At 71.9% G+C, this 22,253-nt stretch carries 22 protein-coding genes and 1 pseudogene; 7 read left to right on the plus strand and 16 right to left on the minus strand.

All coding sequences use genetic code 11. The features are described 5' to 3' along the window. Positions 1-90: 90 nt before the first annotated feature. The 6 genes from AB0M82_RS10655 to AB0M82_RS10680 all read right to left on the minus strand — a co-directional run bounded on the left by AB0M82_RS10655 (position 91) and on the right by AB0M82_RS10680 (position 6,083). A complete protein-coding gene (locus tag AB0M82_RS10655; protein WP_364719697.1) occupies positions 91-663 on the minus strand; it encodes a TetR/AcrR family transcriptional regulator in 573 nt (190 codons plus the stop codon). Then, complete coding sequence (locus AB0M82_RS10660) at positions 660-2,555, minus strand: YhgE/Pip domain-containing protein (protein WP_364719700.1); 1,896 nt, start codon at positions 2,553-2,555, stop codon at positions 660-662. Before AB0M82_RS10660 ends, AB0M82_RS10655 begins: the two co-directional genes overlap by 4 nt. Beyond that, the gene (locus tag AB0M82_RS10665) at positions 2,552-3,271 is read right to left on the minus strand and encodes an ABC transporter ATP-binding protein (RefSeq protein ID WP_364719702.1); all 720 of its coding nucleotides are present in this window, start codon (positions 3,269-3,271) and stop codon (positions 2,552-2,554) included. Before AB0M82_RS10665 ends, AB0M82_RS10660 begins: the two co-directional genes overlap by 4 nt. Before the next feature lie 106 nt (positions 3,272-3,377). Then, a complete protein-coding gene (locus AB0M82_RS10670) occupies positions 3,378-4,298 on the minus strand; it encodes a GNAT family N-acetyltransferase (protein ID WP_364719704.1) in 921 nt (306 codons plus the stop codon). A 22-nt stretch (positions 4,299-4,320) separates the two neighbouring features. Continuing rightward, positions 4,321-5,235 carry a GNAT family N-acetyltransferase gene (locus AB0M82_RS10675; RefSeq protein WP_364719707.1) on the minus strand — a complete coding sequence of 305 codons (915 nt, stop codon included), beginning with the start codon at positions 5,233-5,235 and terminating at the stop codon, positions 4,321-4,323. Further along, positions 5,232-6,083: a class I SAM-dependent methyltransferase gene (locus AB0M82_RS10680; RefSeq protein ID WP_364719945.1), complete on the minus strand. Its 852-nt coding sequence runs from the start codon at positions 6,081-6,083 to the stop codon at positions 5,232-5,234. Before AB0M82_RS10680 ends, AB0M82_RS10675 begins: the two co-directional genes overlap by 4 nt. 323 nt (positions 6,084-6,406) lie before the next feature. Between AB0M82_RS10680 and rpsA the strand changes: the two genes are divergently transcribed. Then, positions 6,407-7,906: a 30S ribosomal protein S1 gene (gene rpsA, locus AB0M82_RS10685; protein WP_364573725.1), complete on the plus strand. Its 1,500-nt coding sequence runs from the start codon at positions 6,407-6,409 to the stop codon at positions 7,904-7,906. 110 nt (positions 7,907-8,016) lie between these two features. Here the strand turns inward: rpsA and AB0M82_RS10690 are convergent, their stop codons facing one another. After that, positions 8,017-8,631, minus strand: coding sequence for a TetR/AcrR family transcriptional regulator (locus AB0M82_RS10690; protein ID WP_364719948.1), 615 nt, complete (start codon positions 8,629-8,631; stop codon positions 8,017-8,019). Between the two features lie 161 nt (positions 8,632-8,792). Here AB0M82_RS10690 and AB0M82_RS10695 point away from each other — a divergent pair, with 161 nt between their 5' ends. After that, positions 8,793-9,239 (plus strand): OsmC family protein, encoded by a 447-nt coding sequence (locus AB0M82_RS10695; RefSeq protein ID WP_364719709.1) that lies wholly within the window; start codon positions 8,793-8,795, stop codon positions 9,237-9,239. Positions 9,240-9,249: 10 nt separating this feature from the next. On the opposite strand, the gene AB0M82_RS10700 is transcribed toward AB0M82_RS10695, so the two are convergent. Both AB0M82_RS10700 and AB0M82_RS10705 read right to left on the minus strand, forming a co-directional pair. Next, on the minus strand, positions 9,250-9,498 hold the full coding sequence (locus tag AB0M82_RS10700; RefSeq protein WP_364719711.1) for a hypothetical protein: 249 nt from the start codon (positions 9,496-9,498) through the stop codon (positions 9,250-9,252). Between the two features lie 150 nt (positions 9,499-9,648). After that, a complete protein-coding gene (locus AB0M82_RS10705) occupies positions 9,649-9,924 on the minus strand; it encodes a hypothetical protein (RefSeq protein ID WP_364719713.1) in 276 nt (91 codons plus the stop codon). Between the two features lie 157 nt (positions 9,925-10,081). On the opposite strand from AB0M82_RS10705, the gene coaE reads away from it, so the two are divergent. After that, positions 10,082-11,266, plus strand: a complete 1,185-nt coding sequence (gene coaE / locus AB0M82_RS10710) for a dephospho-CoA kinase (protein ID WP_364719716.1) — start codon at positions 10,082-10,084, stop codon at positions 11,264-11,266. On the opposite strand, the gene AB0M82_RS10715 is transcribed toward coaE, so the two are convergent. The 6 genes and pseudogenes from AB0M82_RS10715 to AB0M82_RS10740 all read right to left on the minus strand — a co-directional run bounded on the left by AB0M82_RS10715 (position 11,263) and on the right by AB0M82_RS10740 (position 17,206). Further along, positions 11,263-11,886 (minus strand): response regulator transcription factor, encoded by a 624-nt coding sequence (locus AB0M82_RS10715; protein ID WP_364719718.1) that lies wholly within the window; start codon positions 11,884-11,886, stop codon positions 11,263-11,265. The genes coaE and AB0M82_RS10715 overlap by 4 nt on opposite strands. Continuing rightward, positions 11,883-13,220: a sensor histidine kinase gene (locus AB0M82_RS10720; RefSeq protein ID WP_364719721.1), complete on the minus strand. Its 1,338-nt coding sequence runs from the start codon at positions 13,218-13,220 to the stop codon at positions 11,883-11,885. The genes AB0M82_RS10715 and AB0M82_RS10720 overlap by 4 nt, the downstream gene beginning before the upstream one ends. Beyond that, a complete protein-coding gene (locus tag AB0M82_RS10725; RefSeq protein ID WP_364719950.1) occupies positions 13,217-14,725 on the minus strand; it encodes a glycosyltransferase family 39 protein in 1,509 nt (502 codons plus the stop codon). Before AB0M82_RS10725 ends, AB0M82_RS10720 begins: the two co-directional genes overlap by 4 nt. 170 nt (positions 14,726-14,895) lie before the next feature. Further along, the gene (locus AB0M82_RS10730) at positions 14,896-16,401 is read right to left on the minus strand and encodes a glycosyltransferase family 39 protein (protein WP_364719724.1); all 1,506 of its coding nucleotides are present in this window, start codon (positions 16,399-16,401) and stop codon (positions 14,896-14,898) included. A gap of 5 nt (positions 16,402-16,406) precedes the next feature. After that, positions 16,407-16,562 (minus strand): annotated as a pseudogene (locus AB0M82_RS10735) (ATP-binding cassette domain-containing protein); the annotation flags it as partial. A gap of 125 nt (positions 16,563-16,687) precedes the next feature. Further along, positions 16,688-17,206 (minus strand): DUF402 domain-containing protein, encoded by a 519-nt coding sequence (locus tag AB0M82_RS10740; protein WP_364719726.1) that lies wholly within the window; start codon positions 17,204-17,206, stop codon positions 16,688-16,690. A 120-nt stretch (positions 17,207-17,326) separates the two neighbouring features. Here AB0M82_RS10740 and AB0M82_RS10745 point away from each other — a divergent pair, with 120 nt between their 5' ends. The 4 genes from AB0M82_RS10745 (at position 17,327) to AB0M82_RS10760 (ending at position 21,822) form a co-directional block, all read left to right on the plus strand. Further along, positions 17,327-18,739, plus strand: a complete 1,413-nt coding sequence (locus AB0M82_RS10745) for a DUF5685 family protein (RefSeq protein ID WP_364719728.1) — start codon at positions 17,327-17,329, stop codon at positions 18,737-18,739. A 210-nt stretch (positions 18,740-18,949) separates the two neighbouring features. Next, a complete protein-coding gene (uvrB, locus tag AB0M82_RS10750; RefSeq protein ID WP_364719730.1) occupies positions 18,950-21,106 on the plus strand; it encodes an excinuclease ABC subunit UvrB in 2,157 nt (718 codons plus the stop codon). Positions 21,107-21,154: 48 nt separating this feature from the next. Continuing rightward, complete coding sequence (locus AB0M82_RS10755; RefSeq protein WP_364719733.1) at positions 21,155-21,427, plus strand: type II toxin-antitoxin system VapB family antitoxin; 273 nt, start codon at positions 21,155-21,157, stop codon at positions 21,425-21,427. A gap of 20 nt (positions 21,428-21,447) precedes the next feature. Beyond that, complete coding sequence (locus AB0M82_RS10760) at positions 21,448-21,822, plus strand: type II toxin-antitoxin system VapC family toxin (protein WP_364719735.1); 375 nt, start codon at positions 21,448-21,450, stop codon at positions 21,820-21,822. Between the two features lie 16 nt (positions 21,823-21,838). Here the strand turns inward: AB0M82_RS10760 and AB0M82_RS10765 are convergent, their stop codons facing one another. Next, a complete protein-coding gene (locus tag AB0M82_RS10765) occupies positions 21,839-22,228 on the minus strand; it encodes a VOC family protein (protein WP_364719738.1) in 390 nt (129 codons plus the stop codon). Positions 22,229-22,253: the final 25 nt, after the last annotated feature.

Here is a 22,253-nt window from a genome sequence, read left to right on the forward strand (position 1 = left end):
CGCGCGGTCTCCCGTTCGTAAATCCGTGAATGTCGCATTGAGGGACTCAGAGTCCCTCAATGCGACATTCACGGCGTTACGGCGCGGAAACTAGCGGCTGCCGAGGCCGCGGATCAGGACCATCACCGCGTCCCGGACTTCGGCCCGGGAGCGCTGCGGGCCGAACACCTGCCAGTCCAGCGCCACGACGAGCATCGTGCCGAACAGCCCGGCGGCCGCGGTCGGGATCTCCACCCCGGCCGGCAGCCGTCCCGCGTCGTCCAGGCGCGAAAGCTGGTGCTTCACGATCGAGATGATCTCCTCGCGCAGCAGGGAAAGCGTGCCGTGCCACTGGCCCGGCGTCCGCCACAGCTCGCTCACCAGGATCTGCGAGAACCCCGGGTAGCGGGCGATGAACTCGAGCGTCGTGTCGACCTGGGCCTCGATCACGTCCAGCGGGTCCGCGTCGGACACCGCCGAGCGCAGCCGCTCCGCGAGCATGTCGACGCCGTACCGCAGCAGCGCGTCGACCAGCCCGTCCTTGGAGCCGAAGTTGTAGTAGACGGTGCCCTTGGCGACGCCGGCCGCGGCCGCGATGTCGTCGACCGTCAGCCCCACGAGGCCCCGGCTCTTCGAGAGCTCCAGGGTGGCCTCGAAGAGCTTCTGCTTGGTCGCGCCGCTCACAGGCTCAGCTCCGGCTTGAGCGCGGAAACCGTCCAGACGCGACGTTTCCGCGCGGCCAGGGTGGACACCAGGATCCCGCCGGCGAGGTAGGCCAGCAGCACCCCGATGTCGCCGAGGATCTGCACGGTCGCCCCGCTGTAGAACAGGTGGCGGAAGCCGTCGATCGCGTAGCCCATCGGCAGCACCACGTGCAGCGGGTACAGCGCGTCCGGGATGGTCTGCCACGGGAACGTGCCGCCCGCGCTGACCAGCTGCAGCACCAGCAGCACCAGGCCGAGGAACTTGCCGACCGCGCCGAAGAACGCGTTGAGCGCGTGCACCACCGCGGTGAACGTCAGCGACACCAGCACGGCGAACCCGATCGCGCCGAGCGGGTGCGCGATGTGGATGCCGACCAGCCAGGTCACCGCGCCGAACAGGACGATCACCTGCGCCGCGCCGAGCAGGGCCGACGACAGCCAGCCGCCGACCGCGACCCGGAACGGCGACGCGCCCGCGGTCAGCGCGCGCGTCGAGAGCGGGCGCAGCAGCAGGAACAGGACGAACGCGCCGATCCAGGTGGCCAGCGAGATGAAGAACGGCGCGAGGCCGGCGCCGTACGTCCCCGCCGACGCCTCGCCGTTGGCGGTCACCGCCACCGGGTCCGCGATCGTGTTCGCCGTCGCCGAGCGGGTCGGGTCGTCCGGGTTCGGGATCTGCTTGAGCCCCGCGGAGAGCCCGTCACGCAGCTTCGCCGCGCCGTCCGCGAGCTGGTTCGTACCGGTGACGGCGGTCTTCTCGCCGTCGTTGAGCTGGGCAGCGCCGTCCCGGAGCTGGTTCGCGCCGTCGGACGCCTGCGCGATGCCGTTCGCCAGCCGCGGGGACGCGGCGGCGAGCTTGGCCGCGCCGTCGGACACCTGGCGGGCGCCGTCCGCGAGCTTCGCGAGGTCGCCGTTGGCCTGCTGGATCTTGCCGTTCGCCTGGTCGACGGGGGAGCGCAGCTCGTCGGCCTTGGCGAGGATCGCCTGGACCTGGGCCTCCGGCACGCCGGCGGCGCGCAGGTCGGTCTGGAGCTGGCCGCGGTAGCCGTCGAGCTTGCCCTGGATGTCGGACGACGCCGTGGCGGCCACCGACGCCGCGCCGGCGACCTTCTCGTCCCCGGCGGCCACCTGCGAAGCGCCGTCGGCCAGCTTCTGCGTCTGCGAAGGCAGGTCCGCGGTGCTGCTCTTCAGGGTGCCCAGGCCGGTCGCCAGCGTCGACGAGCCGTCGGCGAGCTTGGCGGCGCCGTCGGCCAGCTGCTGCTGACCCGACTTGAGCCGTGAAGCGCCGTCGGCGAGCTGCTGGGCGCCGGTCGAGGCCTCCTGGATCTTGCCGTAGATCGTGGAGAAGCCGACCAGGAACCGGTCCGCGGCCTCGCTGCCGACCTTCTCCGCGATGGTCTTGCGCACCTGCTCGGCGACCTGCTTCGCGATGGTGCCGGACAGGTAGTTGTTGGCGTCGTTGGTGGTCAGCGTGATCGTCGCCTGCTGCGGCTGGAAGTTGCCCACCGACAGCAGCGAGGCGGAGAAGCCGCTGGGGATGCCGATCGCGAAGGAGTACTTGGCGTCGCGGACGCCGTCGCGTGCCTCCTGCTCGGACACCTCGTGCCACTGGAAGGTGCCGGACTTGACCAGCTCGTCGGTCACCTCGCGGCCGACGTTGCGTTGCTGGCCACTGGCGTCCTTCGCGCCGGTGTCACTGGTGACGACCGCGGCGGGCAGCTTGTTGAGCCGGCCGTACGGGTCGTAGTTCGCGTAGAGGTAGAAGGACGCGTAGAGCAGCGGCACCAGCACGAGCGCGACCAGCGCGAGCTTCGGCATCGTGCCGGTGGACAGGCGGCGCAGCTCGTTGCGCGCGATCCGGAAGGCGTTCATTCGGGGACTCCGTCAGTGCTCTCGAGGAGCTCTTCGGTGGGTTCGGGGACTGCTGGGGGAGCTTCGGAGGGAGCTTTGGGGGGAGCACAGTGCAGCGGCTCCGGCTGCTCCGCCGAGCCGAGGAGCGCGGGCGGGAAGGGGAGCGCGGACAGCGGCGTCGTCGCGGTCAGGACGACGACGGCGAGGCCGCGCCCGGCCAGTTCGCGGGCGAGGCCCGCCCAGCTGTCGACGTGGCTGGTGTGCCGGTCGGGGGTGTCGAGCACCAGCACGCGCACGCCTTTGCGCTCGGCGGCCAGCTCGGCGAGCAGCCGCGTGCGCAGGGCGGGGGCGAGGTTCTCGAACCGCGAGCCCGCGAAGGGCGCGGCGTCGTGCGCGGCGAGCCAGCGGGCGACGTCTTCCTTGCCCGCCGGGCGGTGGGCCAGCGCCAGTTCTTCGCCGACGACCACGCGCAGCGAGAGGGCCTCGTCGGGGTCGCTGACGCCGGGGGCGTCGACGACGGCGACGAGGGCGGGGAGCGCGGTGTCCACCCCTTCGGCGGTGACCGTGCCGGTGGTCGGTTTGAGCCGCCCGGCCAGCGCCAGGCCGAACGCGGTGACGCCGACGCCGGGTTCGCCGTGCACGATCGCCAGGTCGCCCTCGCCGACAGTCAGCGAGGTGGGCGGTAACAAGGTGCCGTGGTGCCCTTCGAGGGACACCCGATCGGCTCGGACCTGCACGGTTTCTCCCGCTTCGCGAACTTTGAACTGACCGGTCAGTTCAAAAGCTAGTCTTCGCGCGGGAGCCCGGCAAGATCACCGGACGCACGTCACACCTGTGGATGGCTCACCGGAGGGCCGACGCCGGGCGGACTTCCCAGCTCGTCCACAGTGGACGGTAACCCTGGCGGTGCCAGAACACCGAGGACAGCGGGTTGGTCGGGTTGTAGTAGAGGTACGTGCGGGTGGCGCCGCCCCGGTGGAGTTCCCGGTGCACGTGGGCCATCAGCGCCCGGCCGAAGCCGCCGCCGCGCTCACCCGGCGTGGTCACGACGTTGTTCACGTAACCCCAGCGTCCCGGCGGGAGCAGTTCGGCCGCCTCACTCCCCGGCGCCACGTCCACCCACGCGCAGTGCGCGAGCGCCCGGGCTTCGCCGTCCTCTTCGGCCAGCCAGACGGCCGGCTCGTCCTCGGCGAGGGCGGTCCCCAGGCCGGGACCTAGCAGCTCGGCCGTGTTGTCCCGGCGGGGCGAGGCGACGAGCCCGGTGTAGTCGAATGTCGCCTCGGCCAGTTCCAGCGCGGCGGCGTAGTCGCCCGGCCCGGCACGGCGGACGGTGACCCCCGGATCCGCCTCGGGCGGAGGAGCGGTCCGCACGCCGACCGCGGAGAGCGGGACCAGGCCGTGGTCGAGGAAGGCGCGGATCGCCTCGGCGTCCCGGCTGGGCCAGAGCACGACGCACGCCGAGTCGTCGCCGGTCTCCTCGGTCTCCAGCCTGCCCTTCAGCGCGCGCAGCAAGAGGTCCGCGCCTTCGGTGCCGGTGGCGCCGAAGTACGGGAAGAGCTGCCAGGTGTCGGCGGCCGACCACAGCATCGGGACGTCGCCGGGCGCGAACCGCTGCCGCTGCAGGACACCGGTGACCTGGGTGCCGTCCGCGGTCGCCGCGTCCAGCCGCTCGCCGTCGGCCGGCGGCGCGGCGGGCGGCAGCAGCGCGTCGACCGCGGCGAAGCGTGCCCGGTGCGCCGCGAGCAACGGCTCGGCGATGTCCATGGTGCCCCCTGGGGTGAAACGGTCAGGACCAGGCGGGACGCCGGATCCACATGGTCCACAGTGGACGATAGCCCTGCCGGTGCCAGAACACCGGTGAAAGCGGGTTCGCCGGATGGTAGAAGAGGAACGTGCCGTGGCCCGCGTGCCGGAGCAGTTCGCGATGGGCGACCGCCATCAGTGCCCGGCCCACGCCGCCGCCGCGCGCCGCCGCCGCGACCGAGAGCGTGTCGACGTACCCCCAGCGCCCGGGGTGCAGCCGGCCGTGGAGGCTGTCGCCCGGCGCCGGCGAAGCCACTGCGCAGGCGGCCATGCCGGCCGGCACGCCGTCGTCTTCCGCGAGCCAGACCAGGCCGCTGAACCGCAGCGAGCGGACGACCTCGGCGCGCAGCAGCGCCCGGGCCCCCGGCCGCGGCACCGCGGTGCCGACCAGCGACGTGTAGCGCCATTCCGCCAGCCGTAGCTCGGTGAGCGCCTCGACGTCGCCTTCCCCCGCGCGGCGGACGGCCACCGGCGCCGTCCCGGCGTCCGCGGGCGGGCCAGGGGCGCGCACCGCCAGGCAGGTCATCGGCGCGAACCCGTGCGCAAGCAGGACCGCCGACGCCTCGGCGTCACGGCTCGGCCAGGTCAGCGTGCAGCCCGAATCGTGGCCGGGACGCTGCCCGCGCATCCGGTCGCGCCACGCGCCCAGCAGCGCCGCGAGACCCGCCGCGCCGCTGTCGCCCGGCACCGCGGTCAGGTCCCAGAGCTCCGTCGGCCCCCACAGCGCGGGCCACGACCCCGGCGCGTGCGCGACGTGCGTCAGCAGGCCGCCCGCCTTCCGGCCGCCGGTGGTCACCACCAGCGGCTCGTTCGTCGGCGACGGTGGCGCCGCGATCGGCGGGAGCAGCGGGTCGAGCGCGGCGAAGCGCGCGTTCTGCTGCGCTTCCAGCGGGTTCACGACCGGCGCGTGCGGAAGATCGCGGTGCCCGGGAAGAGCCGGCCGCGCAGCGGGCTCCACTGGCCCCAGACCCGGGTGTGCCCCGCCGGCCACTCCGGCTCGACCAGGTCGGTGAGGGTGAACCCGGCCGCGGCCAGCGCGCGCACGTAGTCGCCGAGGGTGTGGTGGTACTCGACGTAGGTCGCGGTGCCCTCGTCGTCGACCTCGACGTACGGCGTGCGGTCGAAGTACGGCTGGGTGGCGGTCAGCCCCAGCGGGCCCGGGTCGTCCGGGAAGATCCACCGCATCGGGTGGGTCACCGAGAACACCCACGGCGCCCCCGGCCGCAGCACCCGGCGCACCTCGGCGAAGACGGCGTCCACCGAGGCCACGAACGGGATCGCGCCGAAGGCCGAGCAGGCGGCGTCGAAGCTGCCGGACGCCAGGGGCAGCTGCTCGGCGTTGGCCTGCACCAGTGGCACGGCGAGGCCGGTCCGCTCGTTGCCGTCCCGCGCGTGGCGCAGCATGCCGGCGGACAGGTCGGTGGCGACGGCGTCGGCGCCCTCCGCCGCCAGCCAGCGCGAGCACGCGGCCTGCCCGCAGCCGATCTCCAGGACGCGCTTGCCGCGGACGTCGCCGAGCAGCCGCGCGTCGGCTTCCCGGACCCCTTCCGGGCACCAGACGAAGTCGGCGTCGCCCAGGAAGCCGCCGTGTTCGGCCTGGTAGTCGTCGGCGTCGGCGTCCCACCAGGCGAGGTTCGCCGCCGCGGCCTCCGCCCCGCCGACCGCGCGGTAGGCGACCGCCGTGGTGCCCAGCCGGTGCTCGGCGGCGTCGTGGCGGCCCGGCGCGGCAGGCTCGTTCGGTGGCATGATGGTGTCTCCGGTCCCGGCCGCCGGTGCCTGCTCCACCCGCGTCCTCCAGCGTGCGATTTGCCTTCGCGAGGACCTTAGCGATCGCCGGGGGACCCTGATTGTGCCGCCTAGCGACTGCCGCGTAGGATAAGTGTTAGCGCAGTGGGTTCGCGCTGCCTTCCGCTCAGCTTCTGGTCGGGCTCGGGTCGCGCACCGTTTGCGGGTCATGCCGCGGTCGTTCACTGGTGGACGTTTGCTCGCAGGGTCGTCGCATGCCGTAACACCCCATTGCGCCGACACCTGCCAACCCTCGATTCCCATCCACCGGAGCAACCCGCCTAATGACCATCGACACCGCCACCGCCCCGACCGCCCCGAACGCGGCCCCGCAGGTCGCCATCAACGACATCGGGTCGGAGGAAGACTTCCTCGCGGCTATCGACAAGACGATCAAGTACTTCAACGATGGCGACATCGTCGAAGGCACCATCGTCAAGGTCGACCGCGACGAGGTCCTGCTCGACATCGGCTACAAGACCGAGGGTGTCATCCCCTCGCGCGAGCTCTCCATCAAGCACGATGTCGACCCGGCTGAGGTTGTCACCGTCGGCGATGAGGTCGAAGCCCTCGTTCTCCAGAAGGAGGACAAGGAAGGCCGTCTGATCCTGTCCAAGAAGCGCGCGCAGTACGAGCGCGCTTGGGGCACGATCGAGGAGCTCAAGGAGAAGGACGAGCCCGTCAAGGGCACCGTCATCGAGGTCGTCAAGGGCGGCCTCATCCTGGACATCGGCCTCCGCGGCTTCCTCCCCGCCTCCCTGGTCGAGATGCGCCGCGTGCGCGACCTGCAGCCGTACGTCGGCCGCGAGCTCGAGGCGAAGATCATCGAGCTGGACAAGAACCGCAACAACGTGGTCCTGTCCCGCCGCGCCTACCTCGAGCAGACCCAGTCCGAGGTGCGCAGCGAGTTCCTCAACGCGCTCGCCAAGGGCCAGGTCCGCAAGGGCGTCGTGTCGTCCATCGTCAACTTCGGTGCCTTCGTGGACCTGGGTGGCGTCGACGGCCTGGTGCACGTCTCGGAGCTGTCCTGGAAGCACATCGACCACCCGTCCGAGGTCGTCGAGGTCGGCCAGGAGGTCACGGTCGAGGTCCTGGACGTCGACATGGACCGCGAGCGCGTCTCGCTGTCGCTGAAGGCGACCCAGGAAGACCCGTGGCGCCAGTTCGCCCGCACCCACGCGATCGGTCAGATCGTGCCGGGCAAGGTCACCAAGCTGGTTCCGTTCGGTGCGTTCGTGCGCGTCGAAGAGGGCATCGAGGGCCTGGTCCACATCTCCGAGCTGGCCGAGCGCCACGTGGAGATCCCGGAGCAGGTCGTCCAGGTCAACGGCGACGTCATGGTCAAGGTCATCGACATCGACCTCGAGCGCCGTCGCATCTCGCTGTCGCTGAAGCAGGCGAACGAGGGTGTCACCCCGGACACCGAGTTCGACCCGACCCAGTACGGCATGGCCGCCGAGTACGACGCCGAGGGCAACTACATCTACCCCGAAGGCTTCGACCCGGACACCCAGGAGTGGCAGGAAGGCTTCGACAAGCAGCGTGAGGAGTGGGAGCGCCAGTACGCCGAGGCGCACACTCGTTACGAGGCCCACATGAAGCAGGTCCAGAAGGCCGTCGAGGCCGACGCGGAGGCCGCGGCCGACGCGGCGACCGGCATCGAAGGTGGCGCGGAAAGCTACACCTCGGGTTCGGCCCCGGCCGACACGAAGAGCAGCGGTGGCACCCTCGCCTCCGACGAGCAGCTCGCGGCTCTCCGCGAGAAGCTCTCCGGCGGTGCGTGAGCACTAGCGCTCTGAGCTGAACCACAGCCCCCGGTCCGCATCGGACCGGGGGCTGTGGTTATTTGCGTGCAAGGGTTCCTTCAGGGCATCCCGTGAACTGAGCGGCCGGGTCAGCGGTTCCGCAGGCCCAGGCCGGTCATCATGGCCGTCACCCCTTGGCGGTACATCTGCTCGTTCGCCTCTTCGGTCGGCGGGATGAACCAGTCCGGCAACCGGGTCCGGGACGCCAGCACCAGTTCCGACCCCACCAGGCCGTGCATGGCCGTCCACAGCTGGTACGCCGCCGTGCGCGCGTCTACGCCCGGCGGGCACACCCGCTGGACCCGGGCGATGAACAGGGTGAACGTCGTCCGCAGCACCGCCGACCGCAGCGCCGGGTCGGGATCGAACCCCGGCACCGGGCGCTCGAACATCAGCGCGTAGCGGGTCGGGCTCTCCCGGGCGAAGCGCCGGTACTCCAGCGCCACGTCCAGCAGGTCCGCGAGCGCGTCCGGGCTCTCCGGCGGCAGCCCCTCCAGCATCTCCCGCAGCGAGTCGAAAGTGCGCTCGTACAGCGCGTCGAACAGGCCCGCGCGGCCGCCGAAGCGGGCGTACACCGAGATCGTCGACACGCCGGCCGCCTCGGCCACGCCGCGCACCGTCAGCCCCGGGACGCCGCGATCGAACAGCACCGACAACGCCGCGTCGAGGTAGCGCTCGCGGCTGCCCTGTTCGGCGGGGCGCATCGACAAGTGCCTGGTGGCCACGGTGCACCCCCTTCGCAACGGCCGTGCACTACGGCGTCCGGGTGACCCATCCGCAGCAGAAGATACGATATCCGCCGCGTCTTGGGAATGCGCCGGATGTCCGGATCCCGACGTCACCGACACCTGGAGGGCTGGCGCGGATGGAACACCCCGAGGCCGGCACGGTCGTCGTCACCGCGAGCGGCGATGGCACGTACACCCAGCAGGTCACCACGTCGGCCCACACGCTGCTCGTCGACGAACCGGTCGCGGCCGGGGGCGCCGACGACGGCCCGAACCCGTACGAGCTGCTGCTCGCGTCGCTGGGTTCCTGCACCGCGATCACGCTGCGGATGTACGCCGACCGCAAGGGCATCCCGCTGACCGGCGCGACGATCCGGCTGCGGCACGACCGCATCCACGCGGCGGACTGCGCCGACTGCGAGACCGGGCGCGGCATGCTCAGCCGGATCACCCGCGAGATCGAGCTCGCAGGCGAACTCGACGAGGATCAGCGCGCCAAGCTCATGCTGATCGCCGACAAGTGCCCGGTGCACCGCACGCTGTCGTCGGAGATCGTGATCGAGACGCGCGAAACCGGCCGCTGAGCGGTGCCCGTCAGGCGGCCCGCGCGACCGCCGTGGCCGGGCCGGTCCTGCTGACGGCCGGAACCCAGATGCGCTCGAGCGCGGCGGCGCGGGCCTTGCGGCGAAGGCCGGCGAAGCTGTGCTTGGCCGGTACCAGCAGCGCACTCAGCCAGGTCCGCCGGTAGTCCGCCAGTGCGTCGGCGACCGGGCGATGAAGAACGCAGTGCACCAGCCCCGGCGTGCCGAACCGGTGCCTCCCGACGTGCTTGCTGTCCGCCATCGTTCCTCCGTGTGGGCGACGCTGTCGCGCGCACCGTACGCAGCCGGCCCGGTGAAGGTGGGTAAGCAACGCGGCGTGTCCGCATATCGGTTGAGTCACGCGTCACGATCGCCTTGCGCATCACCCGTTCGTATGCCTCCGCTGCGCCGATCAGGCGGGGGTCGCGAGAAAGCTGCTCTTCGTGCACGGTGCGCTGCCCGCGGTGATGAAGGTGATCCAGGTGTGCCGCACGATGTACAGCGTGCGGCCGGACGTGGGCCGGCACTCGACCCGCACCTGGCGGACGCCGGAGAGGCAGTGTGTCGACGGCTCGGCGGCGCCGCTCGCTGTGGGGACCACCGGGCTCGCCGTCGCGACCTCGGGTACCGCCACGGCGAGCCCGCCCGCCCACAGCACGGTGGCCGCCGCGCGCCTGAACCTCGTCATCCTCATAGAGCCCCTCCCTCGATGACGCGAGCCGTTGGCTCGCTGATCGTGGCGTCGGGAAAACGATTACTTACGTTACGGGGCGAGCGAAGATGTCACGCGAATGGCGCACTGTGCCCGCGAAGTGGCTCCCCGTGTCCTGACTAGGGTGATCGGCATGTTGCGTGTGGGGTTGACGGGTGGGATCGGTGCCGGGAAGTCGACCGTGGCGAACCGGCTCGCCGAGCACGGCGCCGTGCTGGTGGACTCCGACCGGATCGCCCGCGAGGTCGTCGAGCCCGGCACCGAGGGACTCATCCGGCTGGTGGAGGAGTTCGGCAGGGAGATCCTGGCCGCGGACGGCTCGCTCGACCGGCCGGTGCTCGCCGCGAAGGCGTTCGCCGACGACGAATCGCGGCGCCGGCTGAACGCGATCGTGCACCCGCTGGTCGGCGCCCGCACCGGGGAGCTGATGGCCGCCGCGAAGCCGGACGCGGTGATCGTCCACGACATCCCGCTGCTGGTCGAGAACGGCCTCGCGACGGCCTACCACCTGGTCGTGGTGGTCGACGCGCCGGTCGAGGTGCGGGTCCGGCGGCTGGTGTCGGCGCGCGGAATGGCCGAAGAGGACGCGCGGGCGCGGATCCGGGCGCAGGCCAGTGCGGAGCAGCGCCGCGCCGTCGCGGACGTCTGGCTGGACAACGGTGGTGCCGAGGACGCCGTGCTGGCCGAGGTCGACGCGCTGTGGGCGGACCGGCTGGTGCCGTTCGAGGCGAGCATCCGGCTGCGCCGGCCGCGGCCGCCGATGTCGCCGGTGATCGCCGGGTACGACCTCACCTGGCCGGCGCAGGCCGAGCGGGTGCTCGCCCGGGTCCGGGCCGTGGCGGGGGAGCTGGCCCGCCGGGCCGACCACATCGGGTCGACCGCCGTCCCCGGCCTGCCCGCCAAGGACGTCCTCGACCTGCAGCTCACGGTGCCCACCCTGGACGACGCGGACACCCTGAAGGAGCTGCTCTCCGACGCCGGGTTCCCGCGGCTGGAGGGCGACTGGTGCGACGACGCCCAGGACGGCGGCGAGCCGTGGCCCAAGCGCCTGCACGTCGGCGCCGACCCGAAGCGCCCGGTGAACCTGCACGTCCGGTCGGTCGAGACGCCCGCGTGGCGGCTCGCGCTCCTGTTCCGCGACTTCCTGCGCGCGAACCCGGACGAGCGCGACGACTACCGCGACGTGAAGCTGCGGCTGGCCGCGGCGCACGCCGACGACGGCACGGTCGAGGCCTACGCGGACGAGAAGCAGCACTGGGTCAATGGCGTGTTCGGCCGCGCGGAGAAGTGGGCGACGGCCACCGGCTGGACGCCTTAGGAGCCCAGCAGCCCGCGTTCGAACGCGACCGCGACGGCCGCCGCGCGGTCCTTCACGCCGAGCTTCGCGTAGACGTGGATCAGGTGCGTCTTGACCGTCGCTTCGCTGATGAAGAGCTTCTTCGCCGCTTCTTTGTTCGTCGAGCCGCGGGCGACCAGGGTGAGCACCTCGAGCTCCCGCTGGGACAACGGTTCCGGCGCCGGCCCGCGCATCCGGCCCAGCAGCCGGCTGGCGACCGCGGGGGAGAGGACCGTTTCGCCGCGGGCGGCGGCCTCCACGGCGCGGTAGAGGTCCTCGCGCGGGGCGTCCTTGAGCAGGTAGCCGGTCGCGCCGGCCTCGATGGCCGGCAGGACGTCCGAGTCCGTGTCGTACGTCGTCAGCACCAGGACCCGCGCCGGGTTGCCCAGCCTGGCCAGCTCGGTGATCGCCGCCACGCCGCCGGTGCCCGGCATCCGCAGGTCCATCAGCACGACGTCGGGGCGCAGCCGCTCGGCCAGCGCCACGGCTTCGGCGCCGTGCGCCGCCTCGCCGACGACCTCGAAGCCGCGGCCGGTGAAGATGCCGCGCAGCCCGTCGCGGACGATCGGGTGGTCGTCGGCGATGAGCACGGTGATCGTCACGCGGCGTCCTCCGGTGGAGGTGGGATGGCGGGTGGGACGGCCGAGTTCGTGGTGCCGCTTGTGGGGTCCTCCGGCGGAGGCGGGACGGCGGGCAGGACGGCCGAGATCGCGGTGCCGCCGCCGGGTTCGGACTCGACGTGCAGCGTACCGGCGAGCCGTTCGACGCGGCGCCGCATTCCGGGCAGCCCGAAGCCGGGGCCGGGCCCGGGGCCGGGGGTGAATCCGGCACCGTCGTCACGGACGTCGAGCGTGACCTCGCCGTCCATGTACGACAGCGTCAGGGCGACGCGGTGCGCGGCAGCGTGCCGGTCCACATTGGACAGCGCTTCCTGGGTGACCCGCAGCAGCGTCGCCTCGATCTCCTGGTGCAGCCGCCGGTGCTCGCCGGTGGTGGTGACCGCGGTGGGTACCCTCGTCCGTTCGCTCCACCGCGCCGCGACGCCGGCGAGCGCGTCGGGCAGCGTCGCGACGTCCAGGGGCTCGGGGTGCAGGGCACGCACCGAACGCCGGGCCGCGGTGAGGTTCTCCCGCGCGAGCGCGGTCGCGGAAGCCAGGTGCCGCTGCCACTCCGCCGGCTCGTCCTTGGCCAGCTCGGCCGCCTCGAGCTGCGTGATGATGCCGGTGAAGCCCTGCGCCAGGGTGTCGTGGATCTCCTGGGCGAGCCGCTGTCGTTCGTCGAGCACGCCGGCTTCGCGGGCTTGGCTGAGCAGCTGCCGTTGCAGGCCTTCGTTCTCCGCCTGGGCCGCGGCCAGCTCGTCGAGCATGCGGCGGCGTTCTTCGCTCTGCCGGGCGACGGCCGCCGACAGCAGCCCGCCGCCCCCGATGGCCGCGGTCTGGACGATGATGATCGTGATCCAGACGCCCGGGTTCTCCCGCAGGGCGTGGACGGGCCCGCCGTTGCCCAGGGTGTTGATCAGCAGCGAAGTCACCGCCAGCCCGGCGAACGCGAGCCAGGTGGGCCGCAGCCGCATGGCGGCCAGGAACGCGAAGATCATGAAGACCACGAACGTGACGTCCCGGACTTCGAGCACGCTGCCCAGCCCGAGGACGCCGAGGAACGTGAGCAGGGCGAAGGCCGGTTGCTCGCGCAGCCGCGGCGGTGCGAGGACCACCGTGCCGAGCAGCCAGAGCGCGGTCGCGGCGACCAGGGCGCCGGTGGCCGCCCACCAGCGGCCGTCGTGGCCGCCGAAGCCGAGGCTGACCGCGGTCGCGACGGCGAGCAGCACCCCGGGGAGGAACCGCTCGACCCGGTTCAGCCACGGCTGCCAGCCGCCCGGCGCCTTCGTCGTGAGCGGCGGCCACAGCGACCGGCTCCAGTCGATGTCGAGGTTCACGCCTTCATATCCTTGAGCTTCGGCCAGATCTCGGCCCAGCTCGCGGTCCGGCCGGTGAGCTGCCAGACCGGCATGTGCTCGCTCGCGTTGCGGACGCCGAGCCGGTTGCCGACCTGCCCGACGATCCTCACGTCGCGGAAGTCCTTCGCGAGTTTCGACGGGTCGTAGCCGACGAAGAGCACGTTGCCGGTGTTGTCGGGTGGTCGCCCGAAGTACCAGAAACCCCGGCTGGGGCTGTGCGCCTCGGGCAGGCCGCGCTCGGGCCCGTACCGGTCGAGCGCGCCCGCCTGCCAGTAGCCGCCGGTCACGACGGCCGTTCCCGGCGGCGCCGTCCGGTAAAGCGTGGCGACGTCGTCGGCGAGGTCCGGCCAGCCGATCTCCTCGGCCGCGTAGGCGGGCCGCGGCGCGTCCGGGTGGTCGACGAGCCAGTGCGCCGGCCAGACCGGCAGCGTGAACGGCAGGCTGAACAGTGCGGACAGCGCGAATACCGGCCAGGTCGGCACCCATCGCCACCACTGCGCGGGAGCACGGGCCTCCAAGTGCACGGCCGCCGCCGCCCACAGCACGCCGAACATCCCGGCCGCGTAGTAGTAGCGGCCGTTGGCCACGAGGAACACCGCGACGACACCCAGCGCCGTCCACCCCAGGAACCGGTACGGCCGCAGCTGCCTGCTCCCGAGCAGCACGGCGACGCCGTAGAGCACGCCGAGCGCGCCGATCATCCAGCCGGCGCCGGCGAGCAGGTTCGGGACGAAGCTCTCGCGGCCGCCCGCCGCGTCGACCTCGGCGCCGACCGCGTCACCCATACCGAGCTGCGGCCAGCCGTTCGCGCGCTGCCAGAGGAGCGTGGGCACCAGCGACCCGGCGGCGATCAGCGCTCCCAGCCAGAGCTTGGGGCGCCGCACCAGCTCCCGTGGGCCGAACACGAGCACCGCGAGCCCGGCCACCACCCAGAACGCGGCGATGAGCAGCTTGCCGTTGAGCGCCACCGCCGTCACGACGCCGAGCCAGACCAGCAGCGAGTCGTTCCGGGTGCGGACCCAGCGGACCAGCAGCCACAGCACGAGCGTCCACAGCAGCGGGTCGATCGTCGACGTCGCCAGGTAGTGGCCGCTGCCGACGAACTGCCCGCAGATCGCGTACGCCGCCGCGGCGCGGGCCTGGGCCTTCCGCCGCCCGCCGAGCTCCCGTGCGATCAAGGCGGTGACGAAGACCCCGGCTGCGGTCGCGGCGATCGCCGGCAGCCGGAACACCACCAGCGAGCCAGGGGCGAGGGTGTCCATCGCCCACGCGAGGGCGGGCACGAGCGGCGGCTGGTCGGCGTAGCCCCAGGCCAGGTGCTTGCCGGCGGCGAGGAAGTACAGTTCGTCGCCGAAGTAGCCGTAGCGGCCGGCGGTGAGCAGCAGGGCCGCGGCCGTCCCCACCGCGAGCAGGGCGACCGGCAGCCGGGCGAACGGCGCGAGCTCGGCCTTCGCCTCGTCGGGTGCCGTGACTACGGCGTCCATCATGCTCCTGTCCTCGTCGGCGCCCGGTTCTTTCGCACCCTACGTCGCCCGTTCCGGCGTCACCGCGCGGATGGTGCTGTGCCGTTTGTTACCAATCCGACCGCAGTCACGGCCGAATGGCTTCGTGGCAACGGTTGCGTGCCGCGCGGGGGTAACGCCGGAGACGCGGCTCACGTGTGGGTGTTCACCAGCCTCGGCCACAGCGCGGACCACGGCTCGGCCCGGCCCGTCGCCAGCCACAGCGGCACGCCGTCGAAGTAGCTCGGCTTCGCGCTTCCGGTGTCCACCCTCCCGATCGGCCGCAGGTCGGCGAAGTGCCCCAGCAGGGGCCGCGGGTCGGCGCCGACGAACAGCACGTCGGTCGCCTCTTCCGGGGGCACGACCAGCGTCGCGTAGCCGCGGTTTCCGCTGGCCGGCTCCGGTAGGCCGAGGTCGCGGCCGTAGCGGTCGAGGGCACTGGCCTCCCAGTACGTCTCGGTCACCACCGCGGTGTGCTCCCGCCCGGGCAGCCGGGCGAAGGCTCCGGCCACCGAGCGGGCGGCCTCCGGCCAGCCGATCTCGGCGAAGGCGAACACCGGCGCCGGCAGGGACGGGTGCTCGGTCAGCCACGCCCGCGGCCAGACGGGCAGCGCGACCGGCAGCACGAGCAGCGCGGCCAGCACGTAGCACGGCCAGGTCGCCAGCCACCGCCACCAGCGGGACGGCTCCCGGCGTTCGAGTGCCACCGCGGCCACCGCCCAGCACAGCGGGTACATCCCGGCGAGGTAGTAGAACCGGCCGTTCACCGCCACGAACACGACGGTCAGCAGCAGCGTCGTCCAACCGAGGAAGCGCAGCTCCCGGTCGCGCAGCAACCGCCACAGGCCGTACCCCAGCAGCACGGCACCGACCGGGAGCCCGGCGGTGAGCAGCGCCGTCGGCAGGAACACCAGCCGCCCGCCCCAGGTGTCGCCGACCTCCCGCGAAATCGCCGCCCCCATGCCCAGCTGCGGCCAGCCGTGCGTGGCCTGCCAGACGAGCGTCGGCACCAGCGCGACCACCGCGATCGCGGCGCCGGCCCAGAGCGCGGGCCGCCGCAGCAGTTCGCGCGGGCCGCAGACGAGGAGCGCGATCCCGGCGGCGAGCCAGAACCCGCCGATGAGGAACTTCGTGTACAGCGCGACCGCCGTCGCCACGCCGGCCCACACGAGCAGTCCGTCGGCACGGGTGCGCAGCCACCGGACCAGCAGCCACAGCACCAGGGTCCACAGGACCGGGTCCACTGTGGACGTCGCCAGGTAGTGCCCGCCCGCCAGGAACTGGGTCGACACGGCGAAGGTCGCCGCGGCCAGCGTCTGCGCCTTCGCGCCGCCACCGAGTTCGCGGGCGATCAACGCGGTCAGGCCCACGGCGGCGACCATCGCGAGCATCGCCGGGATCCGCAGCACGAACGGCGAGTGCCCGAGCGCGTCCATCGTCCTGGCCAGCAACGGAAGCAGCGGCGGCTGGTCGACGTACCCCCAGGCCAGGTGCCGTCCGGCGGCCAGGAAGTAGAGCTCGTCGCCGAAGTAGCCGTACCGGTTCGCGGTCAGCAGCAGCGGGATAGCCGCCAGCGCGGCCACGACGGCCACCGCGCGCGTGGCGACGGGCGCGACCGGCCGGACCCGGGCCGGTGCGGGCGCGGTCGTCACTCCCATCGGAACAGCCCCTCCAGGCACTCGACGGTCGTGGTCTTGCCCGCGTCGTTCGGGCCCAGGATGCCGAAGATCTCCCCTCGCTCGACGTCGAACGACACGTCTTCGACCGCGACCTTCTCCCCGTACCGCTTGTGGAGGTGCTCGACCTCGATGACCGGCATGCCGCCGTCCCCCTCTCGATCCGTTTCCGACGGATCGAGAATCGCGCGCCGGACCGGTCCGGCGCGTCATCAGATCGGTCCGGATCCGGTCCACCGTTCGGAGGATGCGCCGGCCGCGCGCGAGGCTAGGGGTGCCGGCGCCAGGTCAGCGAGATGTCCCTCGTGGACAGCCAGGCGGCGAGGTCGTAGCCGTGCGCCGCCAGTCCTTCCACCGCTGCGTAGGTGGTCGTCAGCGCGTACTCGGCGTCCTCGGCGGAGAGCAGGCCCGCGGTGACGGCTGCCAGCAACTCGTCGGTGTCGATCACCCGCAGCGACAGCTTGTCCTTGAGCACCAGGTCGACGTACAGGTCGGTGGCGATCCAGCGCGGGCCGTCGCGGCGGACCCGGACGACGTCGAGGTAGAAGTCCTGGTCGCGTTCGTGGCCGGGGCTGAACCAGAAGTCGGTGACCCGCAGGCCGAGCCCGGGCAGCAGCCACGACTCGAGGTAGTGGAACTGGGCGCGGCCCGGGGTGGGGCGGGCGAGGTACAGGCCGAACGGTTCCTCGCGGAACTCTTCGACCGCGCGGACGATGCCCTTCGGGTCGATGTTCGCGCGCTCGGCGGTGTCGAAGATCTCGACCTTCGGCGGGTGCAGTGCGGCCATGCCGCCCATCCTGCCGGGCCCGCCGCGGAACCCTGTCACGAATCGCACACACCTGCCGTGCCTGCCACACGTTCGGGCTAAGGTGCGCCGACCTTTTACGGAAGCCGAGGGGAACTGGGGATGTTCGGGATCATCAGGCCGTGCCGGCACCGGCTGTCCGGCCGCCTGCACGCGGACTGGCTCGCCCACCTGTGCGGGCTCTGCCTCACGCTGCGCGACGAGCACGGCCAGCTGGCGCGCGTCGTCACCAACTACGACGGGCTGATCATCTCCGCGCTGGTCGAAGCGCAGACGCCGCGCGCGGACCGGCGGCGGGAGGCCGGCCCGTGCCCGCTGCGGGGCATGCGGGCGGCGTCGGTGGCGCGGGGCGAAGGCGCCCAGCTCGCCGCCGCGGTGTCGCTGGTGCTGGCCGCGGCGAAGGTCGGTGACCACGTCGAGGACCGCGACGGCGCCTTCGGCAGGCGCCCGGTGGCGGCGGCCGCGCGCCGGGTCGCGGCCCGGTGGGCCGAGCAGGGCAGCCGCACCGGCGGCCGGGTCGGGTTCGACACCGCGGTGCTCACCGAGGCCGTCGACCGGCAGGGCGAGCTGGAGCGGGCCGTCCGGCTCGGCGACTCCGCGCTGCTCGCGACCGAGCCCGCCGAGCTGGCCACGGCGGCGGCGTTCGCGAGGACGGCGGAGCTGGCCGGCCGGCCGGGGAACGCGGCTCCGCTGGCCGAGGCCGGCCGCCTGTTCGGGCGGGTGGCGCACCTGCTGGACGCGGTCGAGGACCACGCGGCGGACGCGGCCGCCGGAGCCTGGAACCCCTTGCTGGCGACCGGAACGGGGCCGGCGGAGGCAAGGCGGTTGTGCGACGACGCCGTGCTGGGTGTCGAGCTCGCCCTGCGGGAAGCCGAGTTCGCCGAGCCGGCGCTGGTGCACGCGTTGCTGGTGCACGAGCTGCGGCAGGCGGTGCGACGCGCGTTCGGGCACGGGCAGCAGCCGCCGCCGGGCTGGATCGGGCCGGGGCCGACCCCGCAGCAGCATCCGCACCAGGTGCCGCCGGGCTGGATCGGCCCGGGACCGGCCCCGCGGCAGCACCCGCACCAGCAGCCGGGCCGGCCCGGCGTGGGGCCGGGCTTCCCGCCGCCGGGGCCGGTTCCGCCGCGGGGTGCTCCCGGCCCGGGCGGGCCCGGCGGACCGAGTGGGCCTGGTGGACCGGGCGGGCCCAATGGCCCCAATGGCCCGGGTGGCCCGGGTGGCCCGGGTGGACCTGGTGGGCCCGGTGGCCCGGGTGATTCCGGCGGGCCGGAGCCGCTCGACGGCAAGGGCGGTGGCCTCTGGTACCCGAAGTTCGCCGTCCCGCCGAAGAAGCGCAACTTCTTCGTCGGCTGCGCCGTCGCGACCTACATGTGCTGCACGTGCCAGTTCTGCTGCCGCGATCCCTTTCCGGGGCCGTGGAGCGGGAAACCGGTGGGCACCTGCGGCTGGGACTGCGGCTGTGCCGGGTGTGAAGGGTGTTGCGAAATTTGCTCCTGTTGCGACTGCGGCTGTTGAGAGATGACCGCGAGGACCGAGCCGATGGCGCAACCGGCCCCGAGTGACCTCAATTACCCATGTCGCCCCGCTGAGCAGCCCGGCAGCGGAGCGACCACCTCCCGAACGCGACCACCGAGGCGGGTCGCTGACGAAGCCGGCGCCTGGCGGCGCGGCTTCGTCGGCGAGCGCCGATGAAAACTGTCGGTGGGTCGGCTTACTCTGGTCGACGTGGCTTTCGCAACCGAACACCCCGTGCTCGCCCAGTCCGACTTTCGGCCCGTCTCGGAGATTCCGCGGACCGGCGGCCGGTTCGAGGTGGTCAGTGACTACCAGCCCGCCGGTGACCAGCCGGCGGCGATCGACGAGCTCGAACGCCGGGTCCGGGCGGGCGAGAAGGACATCGTGCTCCTGGGCGCGACCGGGACCGGCAAGTCGGCGACGACGGCGTGGCTGATCGAGCGCGTCCAGCGGCCGACGTTGGTGATGGCGCCGAACAAGACCCTCGCCGCGCAGCTGGCGAACGAGCTGCGTGAGCTGTTCCCGAACAACGCCGTCGAGTACTTCGTCAGTTACTACGACTACTACCAGCCCGAGGCGTACATCGCGCAGACGGACACGTACATCGAGAAGGACTCGTCGATCAACGACGACGTGGAGCGGCTGCGGCACTCGGCGACGATGAACCTGCTGTCGCGGCGGGATGTCATCGTGGTCGCGAGTGTGTCGTGCATCTACGGCCTCGGCACGCCGCAGTCGTACCTGGACCGGTCGTCGAGCCTGAAGATCGGCATGCAGCTCGACCGAGACGTGTTCCTGCGGGCGCTGGTGGACGTGCAGTACACGCGGAACGACATCGCGTTCGCGCGCGGCACGTTCCGGGCGCGCGGCGACACGGTGGAGATCATCCCGGCGTACGAGGAGCTGGCGATCCGCGTCGAGTTCTTCGGCGACGAGGTCGAGAAGCTGTACTACCTGCATCCGCTGACCGGGGACATCGTCAAGGAGGTCGACGAGGTCCGGATCTTCCCGGCGACGCACTACGTCGCGGGTCCGGAGCGGATGGAAAAGGCGATCCAGGGCATCGAGAAGGAGCTGGAAGAGCGGCTCGCGGAGCTGGAGAAGCAGGGCAAGCTGCTGGAGGCGCAGCGGCTGCGGATGCGCACGGCCTACGACATCGAGATGATGCGGCAGGTCGGGTTCTGCTCGGGTATCGAGAACTACTCGCGGCACATCGACGGCCGTGGCGCGGGGACGGCGCCGGCGACGTTGATCGACTACTTCCCGGACGACTTCCTGCTGGTGATCGACGAGTCGCACCAGACGGTGCCGCAGATCGGCGGCATGTACGAGGGCGACATGTCGCGGAAGCGGAACCTGGTGGAGTACGGCTTCCGGCTGCCGAGCGCGGTCGACAACCGGCCGCTGACCTGGGAGGAGTTCACCGACCGGATCGGGCAGACGGTGTACCTGTCGGCGACGCCGGGGCCGTACGAGATGGGGCAGGCGGGCGGTGAGTTCGTCGAGCAGGTCATCCGGCCGACGGGCCTGGTCGATCCGAAAGTGGTCGTCAAGCCGACCGAGGGCCAGATCGACGATCTGGTGCACGAGATCCGGGAGCGGGCGGACAAGGACGAGCGGGTCCTGGTCACGACGCTGACGAAGAAGATGTCCGAGGACCTCACGGACTACCTGCTGGAGCTGGGGATCCGGGTGCGGTACCTGCACTCGGAGGTCGACACGCTGCGCCGGGTGGAGCTGCTGCGGCAGCTGCGGGCGGGTGACTTCGATGTGCTGGTCGGCATCAACCTGCTGCGGGAGGGCCTCGACCTGCCGGAGGTGTCGCTGGTGGCGATCCTCGACGCGGACAAGGAAGGCTTCCTCCGGAGCGGGACGTCGCTGATCCAGACGATCGGCCGCGCGGCGCGGAACGTGTCGGGCGAGGTCCACATGTACGCCGACAAGATCACCGATTCGATGCAGCACGCGATCGACGAGACGGACCGCCGCCGGGCGAAGCAGGTCGCCTACAACGAGGAGCGGGGAGTCGATCCGCAGCCGCTGCGGAAGAAGATCGCCGACATCCTCGACCGGGTGTACAGCGAAGCCGAAGACACCGAGCAGGTCTCGGTGGGCGGCTCGGGCCGGAACTCGTCGCGGGGCAAGAAGCCGGAGCAGGGCGACCGGGTGCGCAGCTCGGGGATGCTGGTCGACAAGAACGTCTCGGCGATGCCGCGGGCCCAGCTCGCGGACCTGATCCAGCAGATGACCGACCAGATGATGCAGGCGGCGCGCGACCTGCAGTTCGAGCTGGCGGCGCGGCTGCGCGACGAGATCTCGGACCTCAAGAAGGAGCTGAGGGGGATGGACGCCGCCGGCATCAAGTGACACCGATCACCCGATCGAGTATTACACCGTGCACGGTATGGTTACACCATGGCGATGAACATCAAGGACCCGGAGGCCGAGCGACTGGCCGCCGAGGTCGCCGAGTTGACGGGCGACACCAAGACCGGTGCCGTGCGCGAGGCGCTCCGGCTGCGCCGGAATCAGCTCATGAAACAGGAGAACGCCGAGCAGCGGTTGAAGCGGATGCGGCGAGTGCTGGAAGAGGAGATCTGGCCGTTGATCCCGCCGGATGAGCTCGGGAAACCGATCTCCAAGGAAGAGTGGGAAGACATTCTCGGATTCGGGCCGGGTGGCGTGTGATCATCGACAGCTCGGCCATAGTGGCAATCCTCCGACGGGAGCCGGATCACGAACTCCTCGAGGAACGTCTCGCGGAGGCGGACGAGACCAGGATCGGGGCACCGACCCTGGTCGAGGTCGGCGTCGTTCTCACGGCGAAGCTCGGCGGACGTGGCCGGTTGGTGCTCGCCAGGTTCCTGCAGGACAACGACATCACCACCGTCCCGTTCACCGAGGAGCACGCGAAGGTGGCGATTGACGCGTTCAGCCAGTACGGGAAAGGGCATCACCCGGCCAAGCTCAACATGGGTGACTGCTACAGCTACGCCACGGCCAAGGTCGCCCGGGAACCGTTGCTGTGCATCGGGAACGACTTCCCGCAGACCGACCTCGAACTGGTGAAGCTCGAGTCGTGACCGTCGACGCCCCGGCTCACCCCGGTGCGGGCGCGTTCTCGTCCGGTTGCAGCATGCCGAAGATGTTGCTTTCGGTGTCCTTGCAGTAGGCCAGCCACCCGACACCCGGCACCGGGCTCTTGGGGAACGCCAGCGTTCCGCCCGCCCGCGCGACTTCGTCGAGCGCCTGGTCGAGGTCGGCGACGTCGATCGTGTTGACGAAGCCGTGGACCGGCGCCGAATCCTCGGGTGGCGGGCCTTGCCGCGGGACGAGCCCGCCGTCGATCCCGTCGCCTTCGCCGGTCGTGATCACCCAGTAGGGGACCTCGCCCCAGCGTTCGAACTTCCAGCCGAACACCGTCGTGTAGAACGCCACCGCGCGCTCGGGGTCGCCCGCGTGGATCTCGAAGTGGACGGGACGAGGCATGCTCGCCTCCTCAGGCAGGGCCGTC

The sequence above is a fragment of the Amycolatopsis sp. NPDC051128 genome, from assembly GCF_040682715.1.
Lineage (GTDB): Bacteria > Actinomycetota > Actinomycetes > Mycobacteriales > Pseudonocardiaceae > Amycolatopsis.